The following is a 16,735-nucleotide window of genomic DNA, read 5'->3' as shown; positions in this document are numbered from 1 at the left end:
TCGGCGAAATCGGCCGGCTACTTGAGCGTCCCCTGGGACAACGAACCCTGCAGCTGCCGCTGGAAGAGCACATAGGCGATCAACACCGGCACGACCGTGATGACCACGCCGGCGAACAGCGCACCGTAGTTGACCTCGTAGCCCGCCGACGAGACGAAGTTGTACATGCCCTGGGACAGCACGTAGTTCTTCTGATTGGTGTTCAGCGCCACCGGCAGCAGGAACTGGTTCCACAGGCCGAGGAAGTTGAAGATCGCCACCGCCGCGATGCCGGGCTTGGCCATCGGCAGCATGACCTGCACGAAGGTGCGCCAGTCACCGGCACCGTCCAACTCGGCCGCCTCCATGATCTCCGCGGGCAGCGCCCGGAAGAACGGATAGAGGAAGAACACGGTGAACGGGAAGGCGAAGGCGACATACGTCAGGATCAACCCGGGGAAGGTGTTGAGCAGACCCAGGTTCTTCAGCACGAAGAACAGCGGCACGATGGCCAGGAAGATCGGGAACGTGTTGCCGGCCAGGATCAGGTAGTAGACGAACCGGCTGCCGCGGAACGGGAAACGCGCCAGCGAGTAGGCGCACATCGATCCCAGCGCCATCACCAGGACCAGCGCGATGGTGACCACGATGACGGTGTTGAGCAGGTCCCGGCCCAGGCCGGAGTCGTTCCAGGCGGCCGAGAAGTTGCTGCTGACGTTGTGCCAGAAGTGTTCCGGCAGCTTCCACGGACCGTCGAAGATCTCGCTGGTGGAGCGGGTCGCCGAGAAGAAGGTCCAGACCAACGGCAGGACGACGATGAGCGTCCAGAAGATCAGCACCACGTGGGAACCGATGACGATGCCGAGTTCACCCGGCTCGCGTTTGCGGTCCTGCGCGTTGGCCCGGCCGCGTTGCGGCGGCCCGCCGGCGGCTGTGGGCGCCGGCTGCTCGGCCGGCTTGCTCAGGTCGAGGTTCGAGGTCATGAGTCCCTCCCGGCGATGAGCCGGTTGACGCCGAAGACGATCCCCGCGAACGCGAGGGTCAGGACCGCCAGCACGACACCCATGGCGCTCGCGCGGCCGAAGTGGCCCTCGGTGAACGCGGTCTTGTAGAGGTCCTGCGAGATCGTGTAGGTCGAGTTGTTGGGGCCGCCGGTGGGGTTCAGCGCCGCCATGTAGACGAACGCGTCCAGCGCCACCACGCCCAGATAGATGTATGCCGTCTGCACGGTCTCGCGCACCATCGGCAGGGTGACCGACCACATGCTGCGCAGACGTCCGGCGCCGTCGATGCGGGCGGCGTCATACAGCTCGGCGGGGATGCTCTTGATGGCGGCGACGAACAGCACCATGTAGAAGCCGACGAAACCCCAGATGATCACGAAGATGGACGCCGGCATCGCCGTCGTCACGTTGCCCAGCCAGGCGAAGGAGTCGAAGTGATCGCCCAGCCCGAACGGCAGGTGCGTCAGCACGCCGTTGAGCATGCCCTTGGACGGGTCGTAGATCTGCGACCAGATGACGCCGATCACGATCGCCGGGATGGTGTAGGGGAAGAACGACACGATCCGGTAGACGTTCGAGCCCTTCAGGCCGCGGACCGCGCCGGTGTTCGAACCACCCACGGTGACCATGGTGGCCAGCACGAAGCTGAGGACGACCGTCAGCAAGGGGACGACGATCGCCAGGATGATGTTGTTGCGCAGCGTCTTGCGGAAGATGTCGTCGCTGAAGATGTAGCTGTAGTTGTCCAGCCCGATGAAGTTCATCGAGGCGGAGAAGCCGCCCCAGTCGGTCAGCGAGTAGTAGATCGCCTGGATGAACGGCCAGATGACCAGACCGAGGTAGATGACCAGCGGCAGGCCGATCGTCACCAGCAGGAAGCCGATGCGCGACGGGCGCACACGCCTGCCACCACCCCGGGTCGGGGTGGTGGCAGGCGCGGCGACCGGGACTCCGGTCACTTGATCTCGACCTTCTTGACCGAGGAGTCGTTGCGCACCTTGTCGGTGATCTGCTGCAACGCCTTGGTCAGGCCCTTGGCGTCCAACTGCCCGGACAGGAAGCTGTTCCAGGGGACCAGCATGTCCGGGTTGGTGCCGTAGAGGTCGACGAAGCGGATGTTGAACACCTTGTCGCCGGCCGCGTCGAGCATCTTGATCTGCGACTGCAGGGCGGTCGAGCCGAAGCCGCTGGCCGGCACGGTGCCCTTGACGATGGTGGGGGCCAGCTTCGTCTTGGCGAAGTTGGTGGCCGCGTCCTTGGACAGCATCGCCCGCAGCAGCTCCTTGCCGCCGGCGACGTTCTTGCCCTGGCTGGGCACGATGAACGGCTCGCCGGGTGCGGCGTTGAGCGCCTCGTAGGGCATCTTGCTGGAGCTGGTCAGCGTCGGCTCCGGGATGCCCTTCATCTTGAAGCCGGACTTGGTCTGGGACTTCATCTCGTTCTCGATCCACGAACCCGACGGGTAGAGGATCGCCGACTCGTCCTTGCTCCACTGCGCCTGCGCCGCGGTGAACTGGGTGCCCGCGCCGCCGGGCTTCATGTAGCCGGACTTGACGATCTGCTCCAGCTTGCCGAACACGCCCTGGATCTGCGGCAGCGACCAGCAGTTGGCCTTGAGGTTCTCCAGCGCCAGGCGCACCTCGTCACCGCCCTCCTTGATTGCCGAGTCCATCGCCAGGGTCTGGTAGTAGGTGGCGGCTTCCTTGCCCCAGACGAAGAGGTACTTGCCCTTGGACTTGGCCTTCGCACCCAGAGCGAGCAGGTCGTCCCAGGTCTTGGGCGGCTGCCAGCCGTTGGCCTCGAAGAGGCTGCTGGAGTACCAGAGGCCGTAGACCGTCATCGCATAGTTGAGCGCGACCATCTTGTTGTCGACCAGGCCGCGCTCCTTGACCCCCGGGTAGAGCGTGTCGGAGATCTTGGTGCCCTCGAAGTTGTTCGCCTCCAGCACCGAGGACAGGTCCTCCAGCTTGCCGGCGATGGTGTTCAGGCCGATCGAGTTGGCGCCGGAGTCGTCCACCAGGTCCGGCGGGTTGCCGCTGACGAAGCGCGGCTGCAGCTGCTGGGCGATCTGCGTCGACGGCGACACCTTGACCGTGCTGCCCGGGTGCTTCTTCTCGACGACCTTGCCGGCGAAGGCGACGTAGTCGGTGCCGTAGCCGCCGTTGAAGATCACCGCGTCGACGGTGCTCTTGTCCGCCATACCGAACGGGTTGTCGGCCGATGTCTTGCCGGTGGCCGCCTTGCTGCCACCGCCGCTCGTGCCGCTGCTGCCACCACCGGCGCAGGAGGCGAGCGCGCCCCCGACCGGCAGCGCAAGGCCGGCCGCCAGCGCGGTGCGCATGACCGTACGCCGGTTGACCGTGGAGTCTTTGAGAGTCATGGCCGCGTTACCTCCAGTTGTTACTAGCCAAGGCGCAGTCCTGAGTGGTTCCGGTCGGCTGACCGGCGACTGCACGCCCACACAATATGATTAGTTTTGCCAGTATGTGCGGCTTTCGACGCACAAACAATCACAGATTCGCAACGGAACCCGCCCACCCGACCGTGTTCGCACCGCGTCGGCACTCCCACCACCTGCGAGGCATGAATGCACGTGAACGACTCTGCCGCACCGACCGCTGTCCGAGCCACCCGCCTCGCCGTCACCGGAGCCGGTGTGGGCCCGGAGAGCCCGCTGCCGGCATACCGCCCGATGCGCGCGATGACCACGACGTCGCTCGCCGACGATGCACCCGCCGCGATGCGCGAGCGCGTCGCCCGCGGACGGCTGACCACTCCCCTGCCGTATGGCGTGCAGAGCGACTACGACCGGGGTGAGCGGCCGCTCGACCTGCCGGCCGTGACCCTCGACAACGGCATCCTGCGCGCCACCGTGCTGCCCGGTCTCGGCGGGCGCGTGTGGTCCTTGCGGGACCTGCGCGACGACCGTGAACTGGTGCTGGTCCCCGCGCGCCTGCGCTTCGCCGGCTTCGCACTGACCGACGCCTGGTTCGCCGGCGGCATCGAGTGGAACCTCGGATCCACCGGCCACGCGACCACCACCTGCCGTCCCATGCACGCGGCGGTGGTCGACTCCCCCACCGGCCAGGGCCTTCGACTGTGGGAATGGGAGCGCACCCGCGACCTCGTCCTGGCGCTGGACCTCACGCTGGCCGGCGACCGGCTGATCGTCTCCACCCGCGTGGTCAACCCTGACCCGGAGCCCAAACCGCTCTACTACTGGACCAACATCGCGGTGCCGGAGACCGAGCACACGCGGGTGCTCACCAGGGCGTCCCGGGCATGGCGGACCAGTTACAGCGGGTCGCTGGACCTGGTCGACGTCCCGCACCCGGACGGCCCGGTAGACATCAGCTACCCGGCGGCGTCGGCCGCCTCCGCCGATTACTTCTTCGACGTGGCCGATCAGAGGGGGCGATCGATCACCTCGGTCGAGGTGGACGGTCACGGCTTCGCGCAGTCCTCCACCGACGAGTTGCACGGCCGGAAGCTCTTCCTGTGGGGCCATGCACCCGGTGGGCGGCGTTGGCAGCGCTGGTTGGTCGACGACCAGCGGTACGCCGAGATCCAGGCGGGTGTTTGCGCGACCCAGCTGGAGCACGACGTGATCGAGGGGTCGTCGCAGCGTTCCTGGACCGAGGCGTTCGGTGCGACCTCGCTCGACCCGCAGGTGGTGTCCGGCGACTTCGGCGTGGCGGCGGGCGCCGCCGCGGCCGCCGCCGACGCCGCGGCACCCGCCGATGACCTCGAGGCCTGGCACGGCCGCTGGCTGGCCGATGCCGCCACGCAGCCGCCGCGGGCCCGTCTGCACACCGGATCCGGTTGGGGCCGCGTCGAATTGGCGCTGCGCGAGCAGGACGCGCCTGCTGGCCTGCCGTTCCCGCAGGTCGACGACGACAGCCGGCTGGCCGACGACCTGCTCGCCGGCCGACCGGTGGGGTCCACCGGTCGGCCGTTGTTGCCGCTGGTCTCCGACCGCTGGCAGCGGGCCATCGAGCAGGCCCCGACCGGCTGGTGGCGCTCCTACGCACTGGGGGTCACCGCGCACCTCGCCGGGGACACCGGGTCGGCGCGTGATCACTATCGCGCCAGCGTCGCGGCCGAGCCGTCGGCGGTCGCGCTGCGCGGACTCGCCGTGTTGTGCACCGATCCCGACGAAGCCGCTCGGCTGTATGCCGAGGCACGCCACCACGATCCGCACACCCGCGGCCTGCTCACCGAGCAGCTGCAGTTGCTGCTGGACGCCGGACGTCCGGCCGAGGCGCTGCAGGCGATCGACGCCGCCGCGCCCGCACTGCGCGAGCACGGCCGCACCCGGTTGCTGCGGGCGCGAGCTCTCCACGCACTCGGCCGCGACCAGGAGGCCGCCGACCTGCTGACCGGGCTCGAGGTGCCGGACCTGGCCGAGGGCGATATCGCGATAGGCGACCTGTGGCGTCAGGTGCGCCCGGGCGAGCCGGTCCCGGCGCACCTGGACTTCAGCATGACCGGCGACGCTTCGACAGCCTGACGGTGCCTTCCGGGTCGTCGCGGGCGACGACCCGGAAGCCGGCCTTGCGATACATCCGCAGGTTGCGCTCGCTGCGAGCGCCGGTCAGCAGGCTGTATGACGTCACGCCCTCCGGCGCGGCCTGCACGATGAAGTCCAGCAACGCCCGCCCGAAGCCACGCCCGTGCAGGTCGGGAGCGACCATCAGCCGGCCGATGTGCCAGTCGGTGCCACCATCGGGCGACGTGCCGGCACGGCCCCGGACGGCACCGACCAGCCGTCCGTCGACCCGGGCGACATACGTCGTCCAGTCGCGCAGCGACGCGCTGAGCGAGGCGAGCGTCTCGTGCTGCGCGGGGATGTCCAGCGACCGGTTGGCGATCCCCTCGAGCAGCCAGCAGGCATGGGTCAGGGTCAGCAGTTCACCGACATCGGCCGGTGTCGCCACCTCGAGGTGCAACTGCTCGGCACCGACCGCCGCAGCGACCGGCAGCAGGTCGGGTCGGCGAGCCGCGGTCCGATGCAGGCGCTGCTCGTGCCGCCAGGAGGCGATGCGTCCGTGGTCACCGCTGAGCAGCACCTCCGGCACCGACAGCCCCTGCCAGTGCTGGGGTTTGGTGTATACGGGGTATTCGAGCAGCCCGTCCTCGTGGGACTCCTCGACGAGGGAGTGCGCATTGCCGATGACGCCCGGCACGAGCCGCGCGATCGCCTCGATCATGGCGAGCGTCGCGACCTCCCCGCCGTTGAGCACGTAGTCGCCCAGCGACAGGACCCGCACGTCGAAATCATCGGCGGCCCGCTGGTAGACACGCTCGTCGATGCCCTCGTAGCGTCCGCACGCGAAGACGAGGTGATCCCGTTCGGCGAGTTCGCGTGCGATGGACTGGTCGAACCGTTCACCGCCCGGCCCGGGGATGACCAGCACGGGGCGCGCATTCGCTTGGCGGACAACGTGATCCAGCGCCTCACCCCAGGGTTCGGGCTTCATCACCATTCCGGCACCGCCGCCGTACGGGGTGTCGTCGACGGTGCGGTGCCGGTCGTGTGTGAAGTCCCGCAGATCGTGCACCCGCAGCTCGATGCGGCCGTCGCGGCGCGCCTTGCCGATCAACGAAAGATCAAGCGGGGCAAGGTAATCGGGAAAGATGGTGATGACGTCGAGCTGCATCGTCATACCTCGGGCAGGTCGAGCAGGCCGGGTGGTGCGTCCACGACGATCCGGCCGCCGTCGATGTCGACCTCCGGGACGATCTGCTCCACGAAAGGCACGTACCCGGTGGCGCCGCCGACCAGGCGCACCTCGAGCAGATCCTGCGCGGGCCGGTCGTGCAACTCGGCCACGGTGCCCAGTTCCCTGCCCTGCGGGTCGACGACGGTCAGACCGATGAGGTCGTCGGCGTACCAGGCGTCGTCCTCGTCGGCGTCGTCCTGCGCGTCGACCAGCAGCTGGGTGCCGCGCAGTTGCTCCGCCGCCGTGCGGTCCGTGGCCTCGTCGAAGGCCAGCAGGTGGATGCCGTTGTGCAGTCGATGTGTGCGCAGCGTGAGCGGCCCGCGTGCCGCCGGATCGGTGCGGAAGCTCGCCCCGACGACGAAGCGCTCCTCCGGTGCATCGGTGTGCACCCGCACCGTGACCTCGCCCTTGAGCCCGTGCGGCTTGCCGATGCGCGCCACCACCAAGTCGTCACCCGCCGTCATCGTGCGGCCTCCGTGCGCGCATCCGCCCAGCTGCCCGCGCGCATGACGCGCTGGACCGCGTGCCGGTCGTCGAGCACGACCAGATCGGCTCGTGCGCCGGGGACGATCGCGCCGCGGTCGGTCAGCCCGATGGCCCGCGCCGGATTGGCGGCGGCCGCCGCCGCTGCCTGCTGCACCGTGACGCCGTCACGGATCGCGCGCGCGAAAGCGCTGTCCATCGTCAACGAGCTGCCGGCCAGGGAGCCGTTTGCCAGCCGGGCCGCGCCGTCGCGGACCCACACTCGTTGGCCACCGAGGTCGTACTCGCCGTCCCCGACACCGGTCGCGTCGATCGCGTCGGTGATCAGCACCAGGCGATCAGCACCTCGCGCCAGCACCTCGCGCAGCACGGCCGGATGCAGGTGGATGCCGTCGTTGATCGTCTCGCACGGCACTCCGGCGTCCAGACTCGCCAGCACCGGCCCCGGCTCGCGGTGATGGATCGGCCGCATCCCGTTGAACAGGTGGGTCGCGAGGGTGGCGCCGCGGTCGAAGGCCGCACGGGCCTGTTCGTACGACGCGTCCGTGTGTCCGACCGCGGCCACGACGCCGGCAGCGACTGCAGCGTCGATCAGCTCGAGTGCGCCGGGCAACTCCGGTGCGATGGTGATGACCCGCAGATGCCCGCGGGCCGCATCGACCATGCGCGCGAACGCGTCGAGATCGGGGTCGCGCAGATGGTCGGGGTTCTGGGCGCCGCAGCGCACGTGGGAGAGGAACGGCCCCTCCAGGTGTGCGCCGGCGATCTCACCGGCGTCGGCCAGGTCGGCAGCCCAGCCCAGCTGCTCGCACAGGGCGTCCACCGGCGCGGTCACGAAGGACACCAGCGAGGTGGTGGTGCCGTGCCCGCGATGGAAGCGCACCGCGGCTGCCATGTCGTCGGCGGAGGCGCTCATGTCGTGCCCGCCACCACCGTGGACGTGTATGTCGACGAAGCCCGGCACCACCAGCGCGCCGGCCAGGGATTCGGCCTGCGCCGCAGCGGGTCCGGGACCGGCGACGACCGCGCTGATCCGGTCGCCCGCGATCCGCACGGCACCCTCGACGATCCCGTCCGGGGTCAGCACGCGGGCATCGGTCAGCACCAGTTCCGCCAGGTCATCCATGCGCTCCATCGAACACCACGGGCCAGGCACGCGGTGCGGCAGCGTCACCGACGCGCCCGAGTTGCACCAACCGCACCATTCAATGAACGAAACTGCGTTAAAGTACCGGCTATCGAGCACAAACCATCATCCGCCGTCACGATCGGCGATCCCGAACCGCGAAGGAGTCCGACCGTGTCGCACGTCGCCGCCGAAATCACCAGCCAGCCCGAGGTGTGGGCCCGCGCCGCCGAGGTCGCGGCGACTGCCGAGTCGATCGAGGCCATGCCGGCCGCCGGTGAACGCGTGGCCGTCGTCGGCTGCGGCACCTCCTGGTTCATGGCGCAGTCGGCCGCCGTGCTGCGCGAGCAGGCCGGCCAGGGCGAGACCGACGCCTTCGCCGCCTCGCAGTTCCCCGTCGGCCGCCGCTACGACCGCATCGTCGCGATCACCCGCTCGGGGACGACGACCGAGGTGATCGACCTGCTGCGCCGGCTCGGCCCGGACCAGCGCTCGACCGTCGTCACCACCGAGGCCGGGCACCCGGTCGTGCCGCTGGCCACCCATCACGTGCTGCTCGGCTTCGCCGACGAGCAGTCGGTGGTGCAGACCCGCTTCGCGACCAGCGTCCTCGCCTGGTGGCGGGCGGCGCTCGGCGAGGACCTCAGTGGCGCGATCGGCGACGCCGAACGCGAATTGGAGGCGCCCCTGGGCGATGAGCTGGTGCGCGCGACGCAGTTCAGCTTCCTGGGTGACGGTTGGACCGTCGGTCTGGCCAACGAGGCGGCGCTCAAACTGCGCGAGGCGTCCCAGACCTGGACGGAGTCCTACCCGGCCATGGAGTTCCGTCACGGACCGATCAGCATCGTCGACGAGCGTTCCGTCGTCTGGGTCTTCGGCCCGGTGCCGGACGGCCTGGCCGAGCAGGTCGCCGCGACCGGCGCTCGCTTCGTGCGCAGCGACGTCGACCCGATGGCGGCCCTCACCACCGCGCAGCGGGTCGCCGTCGCGCTCGCCGAGGCCTCCGGCAAGAACCCCGACGAGCCGCGGGCGTTGACGCGTTCGGTCGTCCTCCAGTGAGCCACGACCGGGCTGCGTCCGGTCCGGTCCTCGCGATCGATGTCGGCGGGACCTCGATCAAGGCGGCCGTCTTGGACGCCGACGGCGGCGAGCACCTGCGCAAGGCCGTGCACACGCCGTTCGCGCAGGGACCCGAGGCGATCCTGACAGCGCTGCGGGAGCTGGCGCACGAGCGCACGGCCGCTGCCGGCGCGGCGGGGATGCAGCTCGACGCCGCCGGTGTCGTGGTGCCGGGCGTGGTCGACACCGAGGCCGGTATCGCGCGCTACGCCAGCAACATCGGCTGGCGCGACGTACCGCTGGCCGACATCGTGGCAGACATCGTCAAGGCCCCCACTGCGGTCGGCCACGACGTACAGGCCGCCGGGCTCGCCGAGGCCACCCTCGGTGCCGCGCAAGGTGTCACCGACGCGCTCATCGTGGTCCTGGGCACGGGCGTCGCCGCCGTGGTGCTCTCCGGCGGGCAGCCGGTGCGCGGGGCGGCCGGCATACCGGGCGAGATCGGCCACATCCCGGCCGGCGACCTGCGAACCCGTTGCCGTTGCGGTGCTTTCGGCTGCCTGGAGATGTTCTCCTCGGCCCGCGGCGTCAGCCGGCTGTATGCCGAACGCACCGGCCGCACGCTCGACGCGCCCGAGGTGATCGCGCACCTCGACGAGGACCCGGACGCGGCCGCAGCGTGGCAGGAGGCGACCGACACCCTCGCCCGTGGCCTGGTGTGCGCTGCGCTGATCACCGACCCCGCGCGCATCGTGCTCGCCGGTGGACTGTCCCGGGCCGGCGACGCCCTGCTGACGCCGACGCGCGCCGCCTTCACCGCCGGTATGCCGTGGCGCTCCGCGCCCGAGCTGGTCACCTCGCCACTCGGCGGGCGAGCGGGCCTGCTCGGCGCGGGCATCCTGGCGCGGCGAGCCGCCGGAGCGCCGGCGTGATCGTCGCGGTCTGCCTCAACCCGGCCGTCGACGTGACCTACACCGTCGACGCGTTGCGACCCGGCGCCTCCCACCGGGTCGGGTCGGTGCGCCGCCGCGCCGGCGGCAAGGGCGTCAACGTCGCCGCCGTGCTGCATCAGCAGCAGGTCCCCGCGCTCGTCACCGGTCCGGTCGGCGGCAGCGCCGGCGACGAGCTCACCGCGGACCTGGCCGCCGCCGGGATCGATCACCGATTCAGTGCGATCGCCGGGGCGACCCGGCAGACGGTCACCGTGGTCGCTGCCGACCAGGCGACGGTGCTCAACGAACCCGGCCCCGAGTTGACTGCGGACGAATGGCGGGCCTTCACAACCTCTTTCGCCGACACTATCCGCGACGCGTCGGTCGTCACGCTGTCCGGCAGCCTCCCCCGCGGCGTGCGACCGACCGCGTATGCCGAGCTGATCACTCTCGCCCGCGAGCACCATACGGTCGTCGTCCTGGACTGTGACGGGCCGGCCCTGACCGCGGCCCTGCCGACCGCACCGCACCTGCTGAAGATCAACCACCACGAGGCGGCAGCCGCCACCGGCACGGACACCTCCACCGTCGACGGGTGCCTGGCAGCCGCCCACGCGCTCCACCAGCTCGGAGCGGTGGAGGTGGTCATCACCCGTGGTGCCGACGGTGTCGTCGCCCGCACCACCGCCGGCTGTTTCCTGGGCACCGACCACGACACGGTGTCCGGCAACCCGACCGGTGCCGGTGACGCCTTCACCGCCGGGCTCGCGGCCGCGACCGCGGACGGTGCGGCTTGGCCGGCACGGTTGCGCCAGGCGAGCGCCTGGGCGGCCGCCGCTGTCGCGATGCCGGTCGCCGGCCAGCTCGATCCCCGGACCGCCCAGCACCACCTGGCCACCACCGTCGTCGAGGAGCTTGCGCCATGACCCTGGCCACCACCGCGGATCTCGTTGTCGGAGCGCAGGATTCGGGCACCTGTGTCTTCGCCTTCAACGTCGTCACGCTGGAGCACGCCGAAGCGATCGCCGCGGGGGCCACTGCGGCCGGTCGCTCCTGCATCCTGCAGCTCAGTCACAACTCGATCCGGTTCCACCAGGACCCGGCACCGATCATGGCGGCAACCATCGCCGTCGCCCGGGCGACGCAGGTCCCACTCGCCATACATCTGGACCACATCACCGACGCCGACCTCGCGCTGCGCGCGGCGGACCTCGGCGCCAGTTCGGTGATGTTCGACGCCGGCGCACTCCCCTACGACGACAACGTCGCCGCCACCGCCGAGGTCACCCGCCGCGCACACGACGCGGGACTCTTCGTCGAGGCCGAACTCGGTTATGTCGGAGGCAAACCCGACGCCCCGGCGAGCGCGCACGCGGCCGGTGTGCGCACCGATCCCGACGAGGCCACCGCGTATGTCGTCGCCACCGGCGTCGACGCCCTCGCGGTCGCCGTGGGCAGCAGCCACGCGATGACCGACAAGTCGGCCTCCCTGGACCACGCACTGATCACCGCGCTCTGCGATGCGACCAGCACTCCGCTGGTGCTGCACGGGTCGTCCGGCGTCCCGGACGAGCAATTGCGTGCCGCGGTCGCGGCCGGCATGGTCAAGATCAACGTCGGCACCGCACTCAACATCGCCTTCACGACGGCAGTGCGCACTACCCTGGCCGGCACCGACAAGGTCGATCCGCGGCCCTACCTGGCTGCCGGGCGCGCCGCGATGGCCGCGGAGGTCGAGCGGCTGCTGCGCGCTATCTGAACGGCGCCGCGGATCAGGCCAGGATCACCTCGATGCCGGCCGCCTCGAACTCCCGCACGACGACCGGATCGGCGGCGTCATCGGTCAGGAGGGTGTCGATCCGGCCGGGCGGGCAGATCGTGCAGAACGCCCGCTTGCCCAGCTTCATGCTGTCGGCGACCACCACCACCCGTTGTGATCGGCTGGTCATCTCCTGGTTGATCTCACCTTCGTCGTCGTGCCGCGTCGCCGCGCCATACCGTGCGGACACCGCGTCCACGCCGATGAAGCACAGGTCGATCGTCATCGCCTCGATCACCGGGCGCGCGAAATGGCCCACCAACTCAAAGGATTGGGGACGTATGACGCCGCCGATCACAACCACCTTCAGCTGGCGCCGGACGGCCAGGTCACTGGCGATGTTGAGCGCATTGGTGACCACGGTCAGCGAGTTGAGGGCGCCGTCCTCCCCCTCCGCCAGGTCCGCCCGGGACGACAGGCTGCGGGCGACCTCGGTCGTCGTCGTGCCGCCGTTGAAGCCGACGACCGACTGCGGTTCGATCAGCTCGGCGGCCCGGTCGGCGATGCGACGCTTCTGGTCGGACTGCCGGGCGTTCTTGTAGCGCAGGGGCAGGTCGTAGCTGACCGACCCGGCGACCGCGCCGCCGCGGGTACGGGAGATCAGTTGCTGGTCGGCCAGGTCGTCCAGGTCGCGCCGCGCCGTAGCCGGGGAGACGCCGAAGTCGTGCACCAGTTGATCGACGTCGATGGAGCCGTCCTGCGCGATGCGCTCCAAGATGGCGTTGAACCGCTCATGCTTGCGCACGCACCACTCCTTTGACGATTTTTGCTCCTGAACCCGAAGTTTGCGTCAAAACACTGCACTTGTCGAGTCAGGTCCGCGCATCGGGCCCGCCCATGCGCTGCAGGTGTGCCGAAGGGGTATGCCGCGAGCGATGCTCACGACATACCCCTTCGACATACAGCTGTGCGGTGGTGGCCTCAGCGGTCGGTGTCCACGATGTCCACGCGCACGTTCTTGCCACCGGCCAGCGCCTTGACGACCTCACGCAGAGCCGAGGCGGTGCGACCGGAGCGGCCGATCACCCGGCCGAGGTCGTCCGGGTGCACGCGAACCTCGAGCAGTTCGCCGCGCCGCCCGTCGGTGTGGCGCACGGTCACGTCCTCGTCGTGGTCGACGATGCCCTTGACCAGGTGCTCCAGCGCTTCCTCCAGCACGGGCTCAGCCCTCGGAGGTGGTGTCCGCAGCAGCGTCGGCTGCGGGAGCCTGGTCGGCCTCGACCGCGGCGCTCTCCTCAGTCTTGGCCTCGGCCTTCGGCTCGGCCTTCTTACGCGTGGTCGTCGCCGAGCCCTTGCCCGAGTCGTCGGCGGCGTTCTGCGCGGCGGCCAGGGCGGCCTCGTAGAGAGCCTTCTTGTCCGGCTTCGGAGCGGCGACCTTCAGGGTGCCCTCGGCGCCCGGCTCGCCCTTGAACTTCTGCCAGTCACCGGTGACCTTGAGGATGGCGGCAACCTGCTCGGTCGGCTGCGCGCCGACGCCCAGCCAGTACTGGGCGCGCTCGGAGTCCAGCTTGATGAAGCTCGGCTCCTCCTTGGGGTGGTACAGACCGATCTCCTCGATCGCACGACCGTCGCGCTTGGTGCGCGAGTCCATGACGACGATGCGGTACTGGGCGTTGCGGATGGCGCCGAAGCGCTTCAAACGGATCTTGACGGCCACGTGTGTGGTCTCCTTCGACATGATGGAGAGCAGCGGCGAGACCGGGGTGGGGACACACCGGGGAGCCGTTGCTCGGGGGTAGGCGTGCGGCACCGTCGGTGAGAGGGCCTTCGGGCGCACGGGTACGCGCCTCATTCTGCCAGAGCCCGCGCCGGCTGCCCAATCGGCGGCCAACCAACTGACCGAGAGGAGCACCAACTGACCGAGGGGACCACCGAATTGAGCGGATTCCGTACGCCTTTCGGTCGTTCGGTACTCCTCTCGATCAGTGCCTGTGGACAACTTCTGCGAGCATCAGCGCGTCGGCGCCAGGCTGTCGTCGTATGAACGCCCTCCAACACCTGGCGCAGGACGCCGAGTCGAAGTTCCATCCCGACGAGCTGGCGTCCTACATCCGTCGACGTGCGGCGGAGGTACGACGGCTACGCGCGCTCTTCGCTGCCACGTCCATGGAAAAGCTCGCACTGAGCACAACACTCGGGCCGTATGGCGAGACGGACCCCGGCTCGTGGACCCGGCTGAGACAAGCGGCATTCGTGGCGGGTGACCTGACCCGCCATGACGAGCAGGAGCGCGCCATCCTGTTGGCCATCGCGATGCACCATGCGGCGAAGAAGCCCCCGATCTTCAGTCACGGCACGGCCAGAGCGATCTTGGATCTGCCGTCGATCGGCCGGAGTGCGCAACTCATCGAGTGTGCGAAACCTCCGGGCGGATCCGGGAGGTCACCTCAGGCACGCCGGCGGCGGACGTCGATCGTGCCGACCTGCCTGGCGGTGGACGCGTTGCTGGTCACCACCATCGACCGCACGGTCATCGACAGTGCTCGGGAGCGGAGCCTCGAGTCGGCCGTGACCACTGCCGACGCCGCGCTCCATCGTGAGCTGGCCGATGCCGGATCGCTCCTCGCGCAGGCTCGCGCGCTGCCGAAGGGATCGCGCGGATGCAAGATGGCGGAGTTGGCGATGTGTCTTGCTGACGGTCGGTCCGAGTCTCCGCTGGAATCGCTGAGCCGAACCCGCATGTTCCAGCTGGGACTGCCGATGCCGGAGTTGCAGGTCGTCTTCGACGACGCGGCCGGGTTCATCGGCAGAGTCGACTTCTTCTGGCCTCAGCTCGGCATCATCGGCGAAGCCGACGGCCGGATGAAATTTCGCGTGGCCGACGGGCTCAGTGGTCGCGAGGCGGAGGAGGCCGTATGGCGGGCCAAGCGCCGCGACGACCGCCTCGTCCGGCACCCCGACGTGCGGAAGGTCGGCCATTGGGACTGGGGCGAAGCGCTCGACTCGACGAAATTCGCGCAAGTGTTGGGAGATCTCGGGGTGCACGCGGTAGGCGACAGCGGCTGGCCGGTGCCCGACGGACCACTACCCAGACGATCACGGGCGGTCTTCCGCTGACGTGCGCACCCGCGGGCCCTCCGACCGAGAGGAGTATCTACGGACCGAGAGGAGTATCGAATCGACCGAAATCCGTACTCCGCTCGGTCAATCGGTGCTCCTCTCGGTCAGTGTGTGGCGCGGTCGGTCATGTTGGACGGGTCGGTCAGTGTTTGGACGGGTCGGTCAGTGTTTGGACGGGTCGGCGATCTGCCCGAGGAAGAGCGGCGCACCCGTCTGGGTGTCATGGATCACGAAGAAGAACGCCCGATCGAGGGTGATCCGCTTCGGCAGTTGCGAGGGGACGGCACCGATCTGCATACCGACCCCGGTGGCCGCGGCGGCCTCGGTGCCGTGCTGGTCGACCTTCACCACGGACTGGTGGGTGACCGAACCGATCATGATGTCGCCCGGGTTGCCGGCGATGCCGGACAGGTCCGCCCGCCCGGTGAAGAGCCGGCGGACGCCGAGCGCCTGCAGGGCCTCGACCAGCTGGGCACGGGTGTCGATGGAGAACGGCGGCATGGTCAGCGTCACCTTCCCGTCGGCCTTGCCCTGGACCGCCTTGGGCAGCACGGTCGCCAAGGCGGTGCGTATGGCGCCGAACGCGCCCTTCGCGGGCAGGATGACCGTCATCGCGAGTCCGCCACCGACATACGGGATGGTGACGCTCTGCCAGTTGTCCCCCACCGCCACCGGCATGAGCGCCTTGGCGGTCATGAACGGCACCTTCACCTGCGCGCCGGCGGCCGTGGTGAACGGCCGCGGCGCGGACGGGTCGCCGAACTCCTCCTGCCAGGACGCCTTCAGGTAGAGCGCGTTGACCAGTTCCAGGCGGGTGGCGGGCGTGACCTGGGCCGGCGAGAGCAGGTCCGGGATGAGACCGTGGGTACGTTTGCTGACCCACCCGTTGATCTCCTGCAGCGCGCCGGTCGCGTCGTGCTGGTAGTCCACGACGTGCAGCTGCGCGGCATACCCCGTGGCGAGCTCGCGCAGGTAGTCCTTGCGCACCGCGAGTGTCTTGTCCGGCCACAAGGAGTTGGCCCCTCGCACGACCGCGGCGGTCTTGGAGCGCTGATCACTGTCCTTGACCGCCTGGGCGACGGCCGCGTCGATGGCGGTGACGTTGCCCGCCTGCCGCTGCTGATCCCCGCCGAGCGCCTTGTCCAGTTGCTGCCGGCTGATGCCGCGGGCACCGGCGTCGGTCATCGCCAGCGCGGCGTAGACCGAGTAGGGGCTGAGCGAGCCGTTGTCCGTCGCGCCGATCGTGGCGGTCTTCAGCAGCAGCCGCACACCGAAGTCGGTCAGGTCCGCACCGGCGCGGGCATTCGGCCCCGGGGTCATCCGGGCCGCGTCGACCGCGAGTACGCCGTCGGCGGCCGGAGCCACGGTCTGCCGCGAATCGCCTGTGCTCCCAGTGGGTTTCGTGCCCGTTCCGGTGCGTTCGGACGAGGGGCGGGCGGTCGACGAACAGCCGGCCAGGGCCGTCCCCAAAGACACCAGCGCGAGAGATTGCAGAGCCTGCCGACGGTTCATGTGTGCCCCTTCGTTGACGTGTCCGAGCTGCTGAAGGA

At 69.6% G+C, this 16,735-nt stretch carries 16 protein-coding genes; 6 read left to right on the top strand and 10 right to left on the bottom strand.

All coding sequences use genetic code 11. The features are described 5' to 3' along the window. Positions 1-17: 17 nt before the first annotated feature. From ACYVBN_RS04790 to ngcE, 3 genes are read right to left on the bottom strand one after another with little or no spacing between them, the layout of a single operon-like run. Positions 18-962: a carbohydrate ABC transporter permease gene (locus tag ACYVBN_RS04790; RefSeq protein WP_440282793.1), complete on the bottom strand. Its 945-nt coding sequence runs from the start codon at positions 960-962 to the stop codon at positions 18-20. Further along, the gene (locus ACYVBN_RS04785; RefSeq protein ID WP_460599515.1) at positions 959-1,942 is read right to left on the bottom strand and encodes a carbohydrate ABC transporter permease; all 984 of its coding nucleotides are present in this window, start codon (positions 1,940-1,942) and stop codon (positions 959-961) included. The genes ACYVBN_RS04790 and ACYVBN_RS04785 overlap by 4 nt, the downstream gene beginning before the upstream one ends. Further along, positions 1,939-3,363 carry an N-acetylglucosamine/diacetylchitobiose ABC transporter substrate-binding protein gene (ngcE, locus tag ACYVBN_RS04780; protein WP_440282791.1) on the bottom strand — a complete coding sequence of 475 codons (1,425 nt, stop codon included), beginning with the start codon at positions 3,361-3,363 and terminating at the stop codon, positions 1,939-1,941. The genes ACYVBN_RS04785 and ngcE overlap by 4 nt, the downstream gene beginning before the upstream one ends. Before the next feature lie 213 nt (positions 3,364-3,576). Here ngcE and ACYVBN_RS04775 point away from each other — a divergent pair, with 213 nt between their 5' ends. Continuing rightward, on the top strand, positions 3,577-5,493 hold the full coding sequence (locus ACYVBN_RS04775) for a DUF5107 domain-containing protein (protein ID WP_460599514.1): 1,917 nt from the start codon (positions 3,577-3,579) through the stop codon (positions 5,491-5,493). On the opposite strand, the gene trmD is transcribed toward ACYVBN_RS04775, so the two are convergent. From trmD to nagA, 3 genes are read right to left on the bottom strand one after another with little or no spacing between them, the layout of a single operon-like run. After that, positions 5,462-6,643 (bottom strand): tRNA (guanosine(37)-N1)-methyltransferase TrmD, encoded by a 1,182-nt coding sequence (gene trmD / locus ACYVBN_RS04770; protein WP_460599798.1) that lies wholly within the window; start codon positions 6,641-6,643, stop codon positions 5,462-5,464. The genes ACYVBN_RS04775 and trmD overlap by 32 nt on opposite strands. A 2-nt stretch (positions 6,644-6,645) precedes the next feature. Continuing rightward, positions 6,646-7,170 (bottom strand): ribosome maturation factor RimM, encoded by a 525-nt coding sequence (rimM, locus tag ACYVBN_RS04765; RefSeq protein WP_460599513.1) that lies wholly within the window; start codon positions 7,168-7,170, stop codon positions 6,646-6,648. Continuing rightward, a complete protein-coding gene (gene nagA, locus ACYVBN_RS04760; protein ID WP_460599512.1) occupies positions 7,167-8,315 on the bottom strand; it encodes an N-acetylglucosamine-6-phosphate deacetylase in 1,149 nt (382 codons plus the stop codon). Before nagA ends, rimM begins: the two co-directional genes overlap by 4 nt. A 174-nt stretch (positions 8,316-8,489) precedes the next feature. Between nagA and ACYVBN_RS04755 the strand changes: the two genes are divergently transcribed. The 4 genes from ACYVBN_RS04755 to ACYVBN_RS04740 are packed head-to-tail and all read left to right on the top strand — an operon-like array spanning position 8,490 to position 12,065. Continuing rightward, positions 8,490-9,374 carry an SIS domain-containing protein gene (locus ACYVBN_RS04755; protein WP_460599511.1) on the top strand — a complete coding sequence of 295 codons (885 nt, stop codon included), beginning with the start codon at positions 8,490-8,492 and terminating at the stop codon, positions 9,372-9,374. Then, positions 9,371-10,306 carry an ROK family protein gene (locus tag ACYVBN_RS04750; protein WP_460599510.1) on the top strand — a complete coding sequence of 312 codons (936 nt, stop codon included), beginning with the start codon at positions 9,371-9,373 and terminating at the stop codon, positions 10,304-10,306. Before ACYVBN_RS04755 ends, ACYVBN_RS04750 begins: the two co-directional genes overlap by 4 nt. Continuing rightward, positions 10,303-11,232, top strand: a complete 930-nt coding sequence (locus ACYVBN_RS04745; protein WP_460599509.1) for a 1-phosphofructokinase family hexose kinase — start codon at positions 10,303-10,305, stop codon at positions 11,230-11,232. The genes ACYVBN_RS04750 and ACYVBN_RS04745 overlap by 4 nt, the downstream gene beginning before the upstream one ends. Next, on the top strand, positions 11,229-12,065 hold the full coding sequence (locus ACYVBN_RS04740) for a class II fructose-bisphosphate aldolase (protein WP_460599508.1): 837 nt from the start codon (positions 11,229-11,231) through the stop codon (positions 12,063-12,065). Before ACYVBN_RS04745 ends, ACYVBN_RS04740 begins: the two co-directional genes overlap by 4 nt. Before the next feature lie 13 nt (positions 12,066-12,078). Here the strand turns inward: ACYVBN_RS04740 and ACYVBN_RS04735 are convergent, their stop codons facing one another. The 3 genes from ACYVBN_RS04735 to rpsP all read right to left on the bottom strand — a co-directional run bounded on the left by ACYVBN_RS04735 (position 12,079) and on the right by rpsP (position 13,782). Beyond that, positions 12,079-12,870, bottom strand: a complete 792-nt coding sequence (locus ACYVBN_RS04735) for a DeoR/GlpR family DNA-binding transcription regulator (RefSeq protein ID WP_440282783.1) — start codon at positions 12,868-12,870, stop codon at positions 12,079-12,081. Between the two features lie 176 nt (positions 12,871-13,046). Beyond that, on the bottom strand, positions 13,047-13,283 hold the full coding sequence (locus tag ACYVBN_RS04730; RefSeq protein WP_460599507.1) for an RNA-binding protein: 237 nt from the start codon (positions 13,281-13,283) through the stop codon (positions 13,047-13,049). A gap of 4 nt (positions 13,284-13,287) precedes the next feature. Next, positions 13,288-13,782: a 30S ribosomal protein S16 gene (gene rpsP / locus ACYVBN_RS04725; protein WP_440282781.1), complete on the bottom strand. Its 495-nt coding sequence runs from the start codon at positions 13,780-13,782 to the stop codon at positions 13,288-13,290. A 323-nt stretch (positions 13,783-14,105) separates the two neighbouring features. On the opposite strand from rpsP, the gene ACYVBN_RS04720 reads away from it, so the two are divergent. Further along, complete coding sequence (locus tag ACYVBN_RS04720) at positions 14,106-15,182, top strand: hypothetical protein (RefSeq protein ID WP_460599506.1); 1,077 nt, start codon at positions 14,106-14,108, stop codon at positions 15,180-15,182. Between the two features lie 165 nt (positions 15,183-15,347). Here the strand turns inward: ACYVBN_RS04720 and ACYVBN_RS04715 are convergent, their stop codons facing one another. Continuing rightward, a complete protein-coding gene (locus ACYVBN_RS04715; RefSeq protein WP_460599505.1) occupies positions 15,348-16,550 on the bottom strand; it encodes a serpin family protein in 1,203 nt (400 codons plus the stop codon). Between the last annotated feature and the right edge of the window lie 185 nt (positions 16,551-16,735).

This window comes from Flexivirga lutea (genome assembly GCF_054778955.1).
This window is presented reverse-complemented; position numbering and strand designations above follow the sequence as displayed.

Excerpts from the sequence above, each read along its gene's own strand:
- ACYVBN_RS04790 (WP_440282793.1), bottom strand. The coding sequence starts at position 962 with ATGACCTCGAACCTCGACCTGAGCAAGCCGGCCGAGCAGCCGGCGCCC.
- ngcE (WP_440282791.1), bottom strand. The coding sequence starts at position 3,363 with ATGACTCTCAAAGACTCCACGGTCAACCGGCGTACGGTCATGCGCACC.
- trmD (WP_460599798.1), bottom strand. The coding sequence starts at position 6,643 with ATGCAGCTCGACGTCATCACCATCTTTCCCGATTACCTTGCCCCGCTT.
- rimM (WP_460599513.1), bottom strand. The coding sequence starts at position 7,170 with ATGACGGCGGGTGACGACTTGGTGGTGGCGCGCATCGGCAAGCCGCAC.
- nagA (WP_460599512.1), bottom strand. The coding sequence starts at position 8,315 with ATGGATGACCTGGCGGAACTGGTGCTGACCGATGCCCGCGTGCTGACC.
- ACYVBN_RS04740 (WP_460599508.1), top strand. The coding sequence starts at position 11,229 with ATGACCCTGGCCACCACCGCGGATCTCGTTGTCGGAGCGCAGGATTCG.
- ACYVBN_RS04720 (WP_460599506.1), top strand. The coding sequence starts at position 14,106 with ATGAACGCCCTCCAACACCTGGCGCAGGACGCCGAGTCGAAGTTCCAT.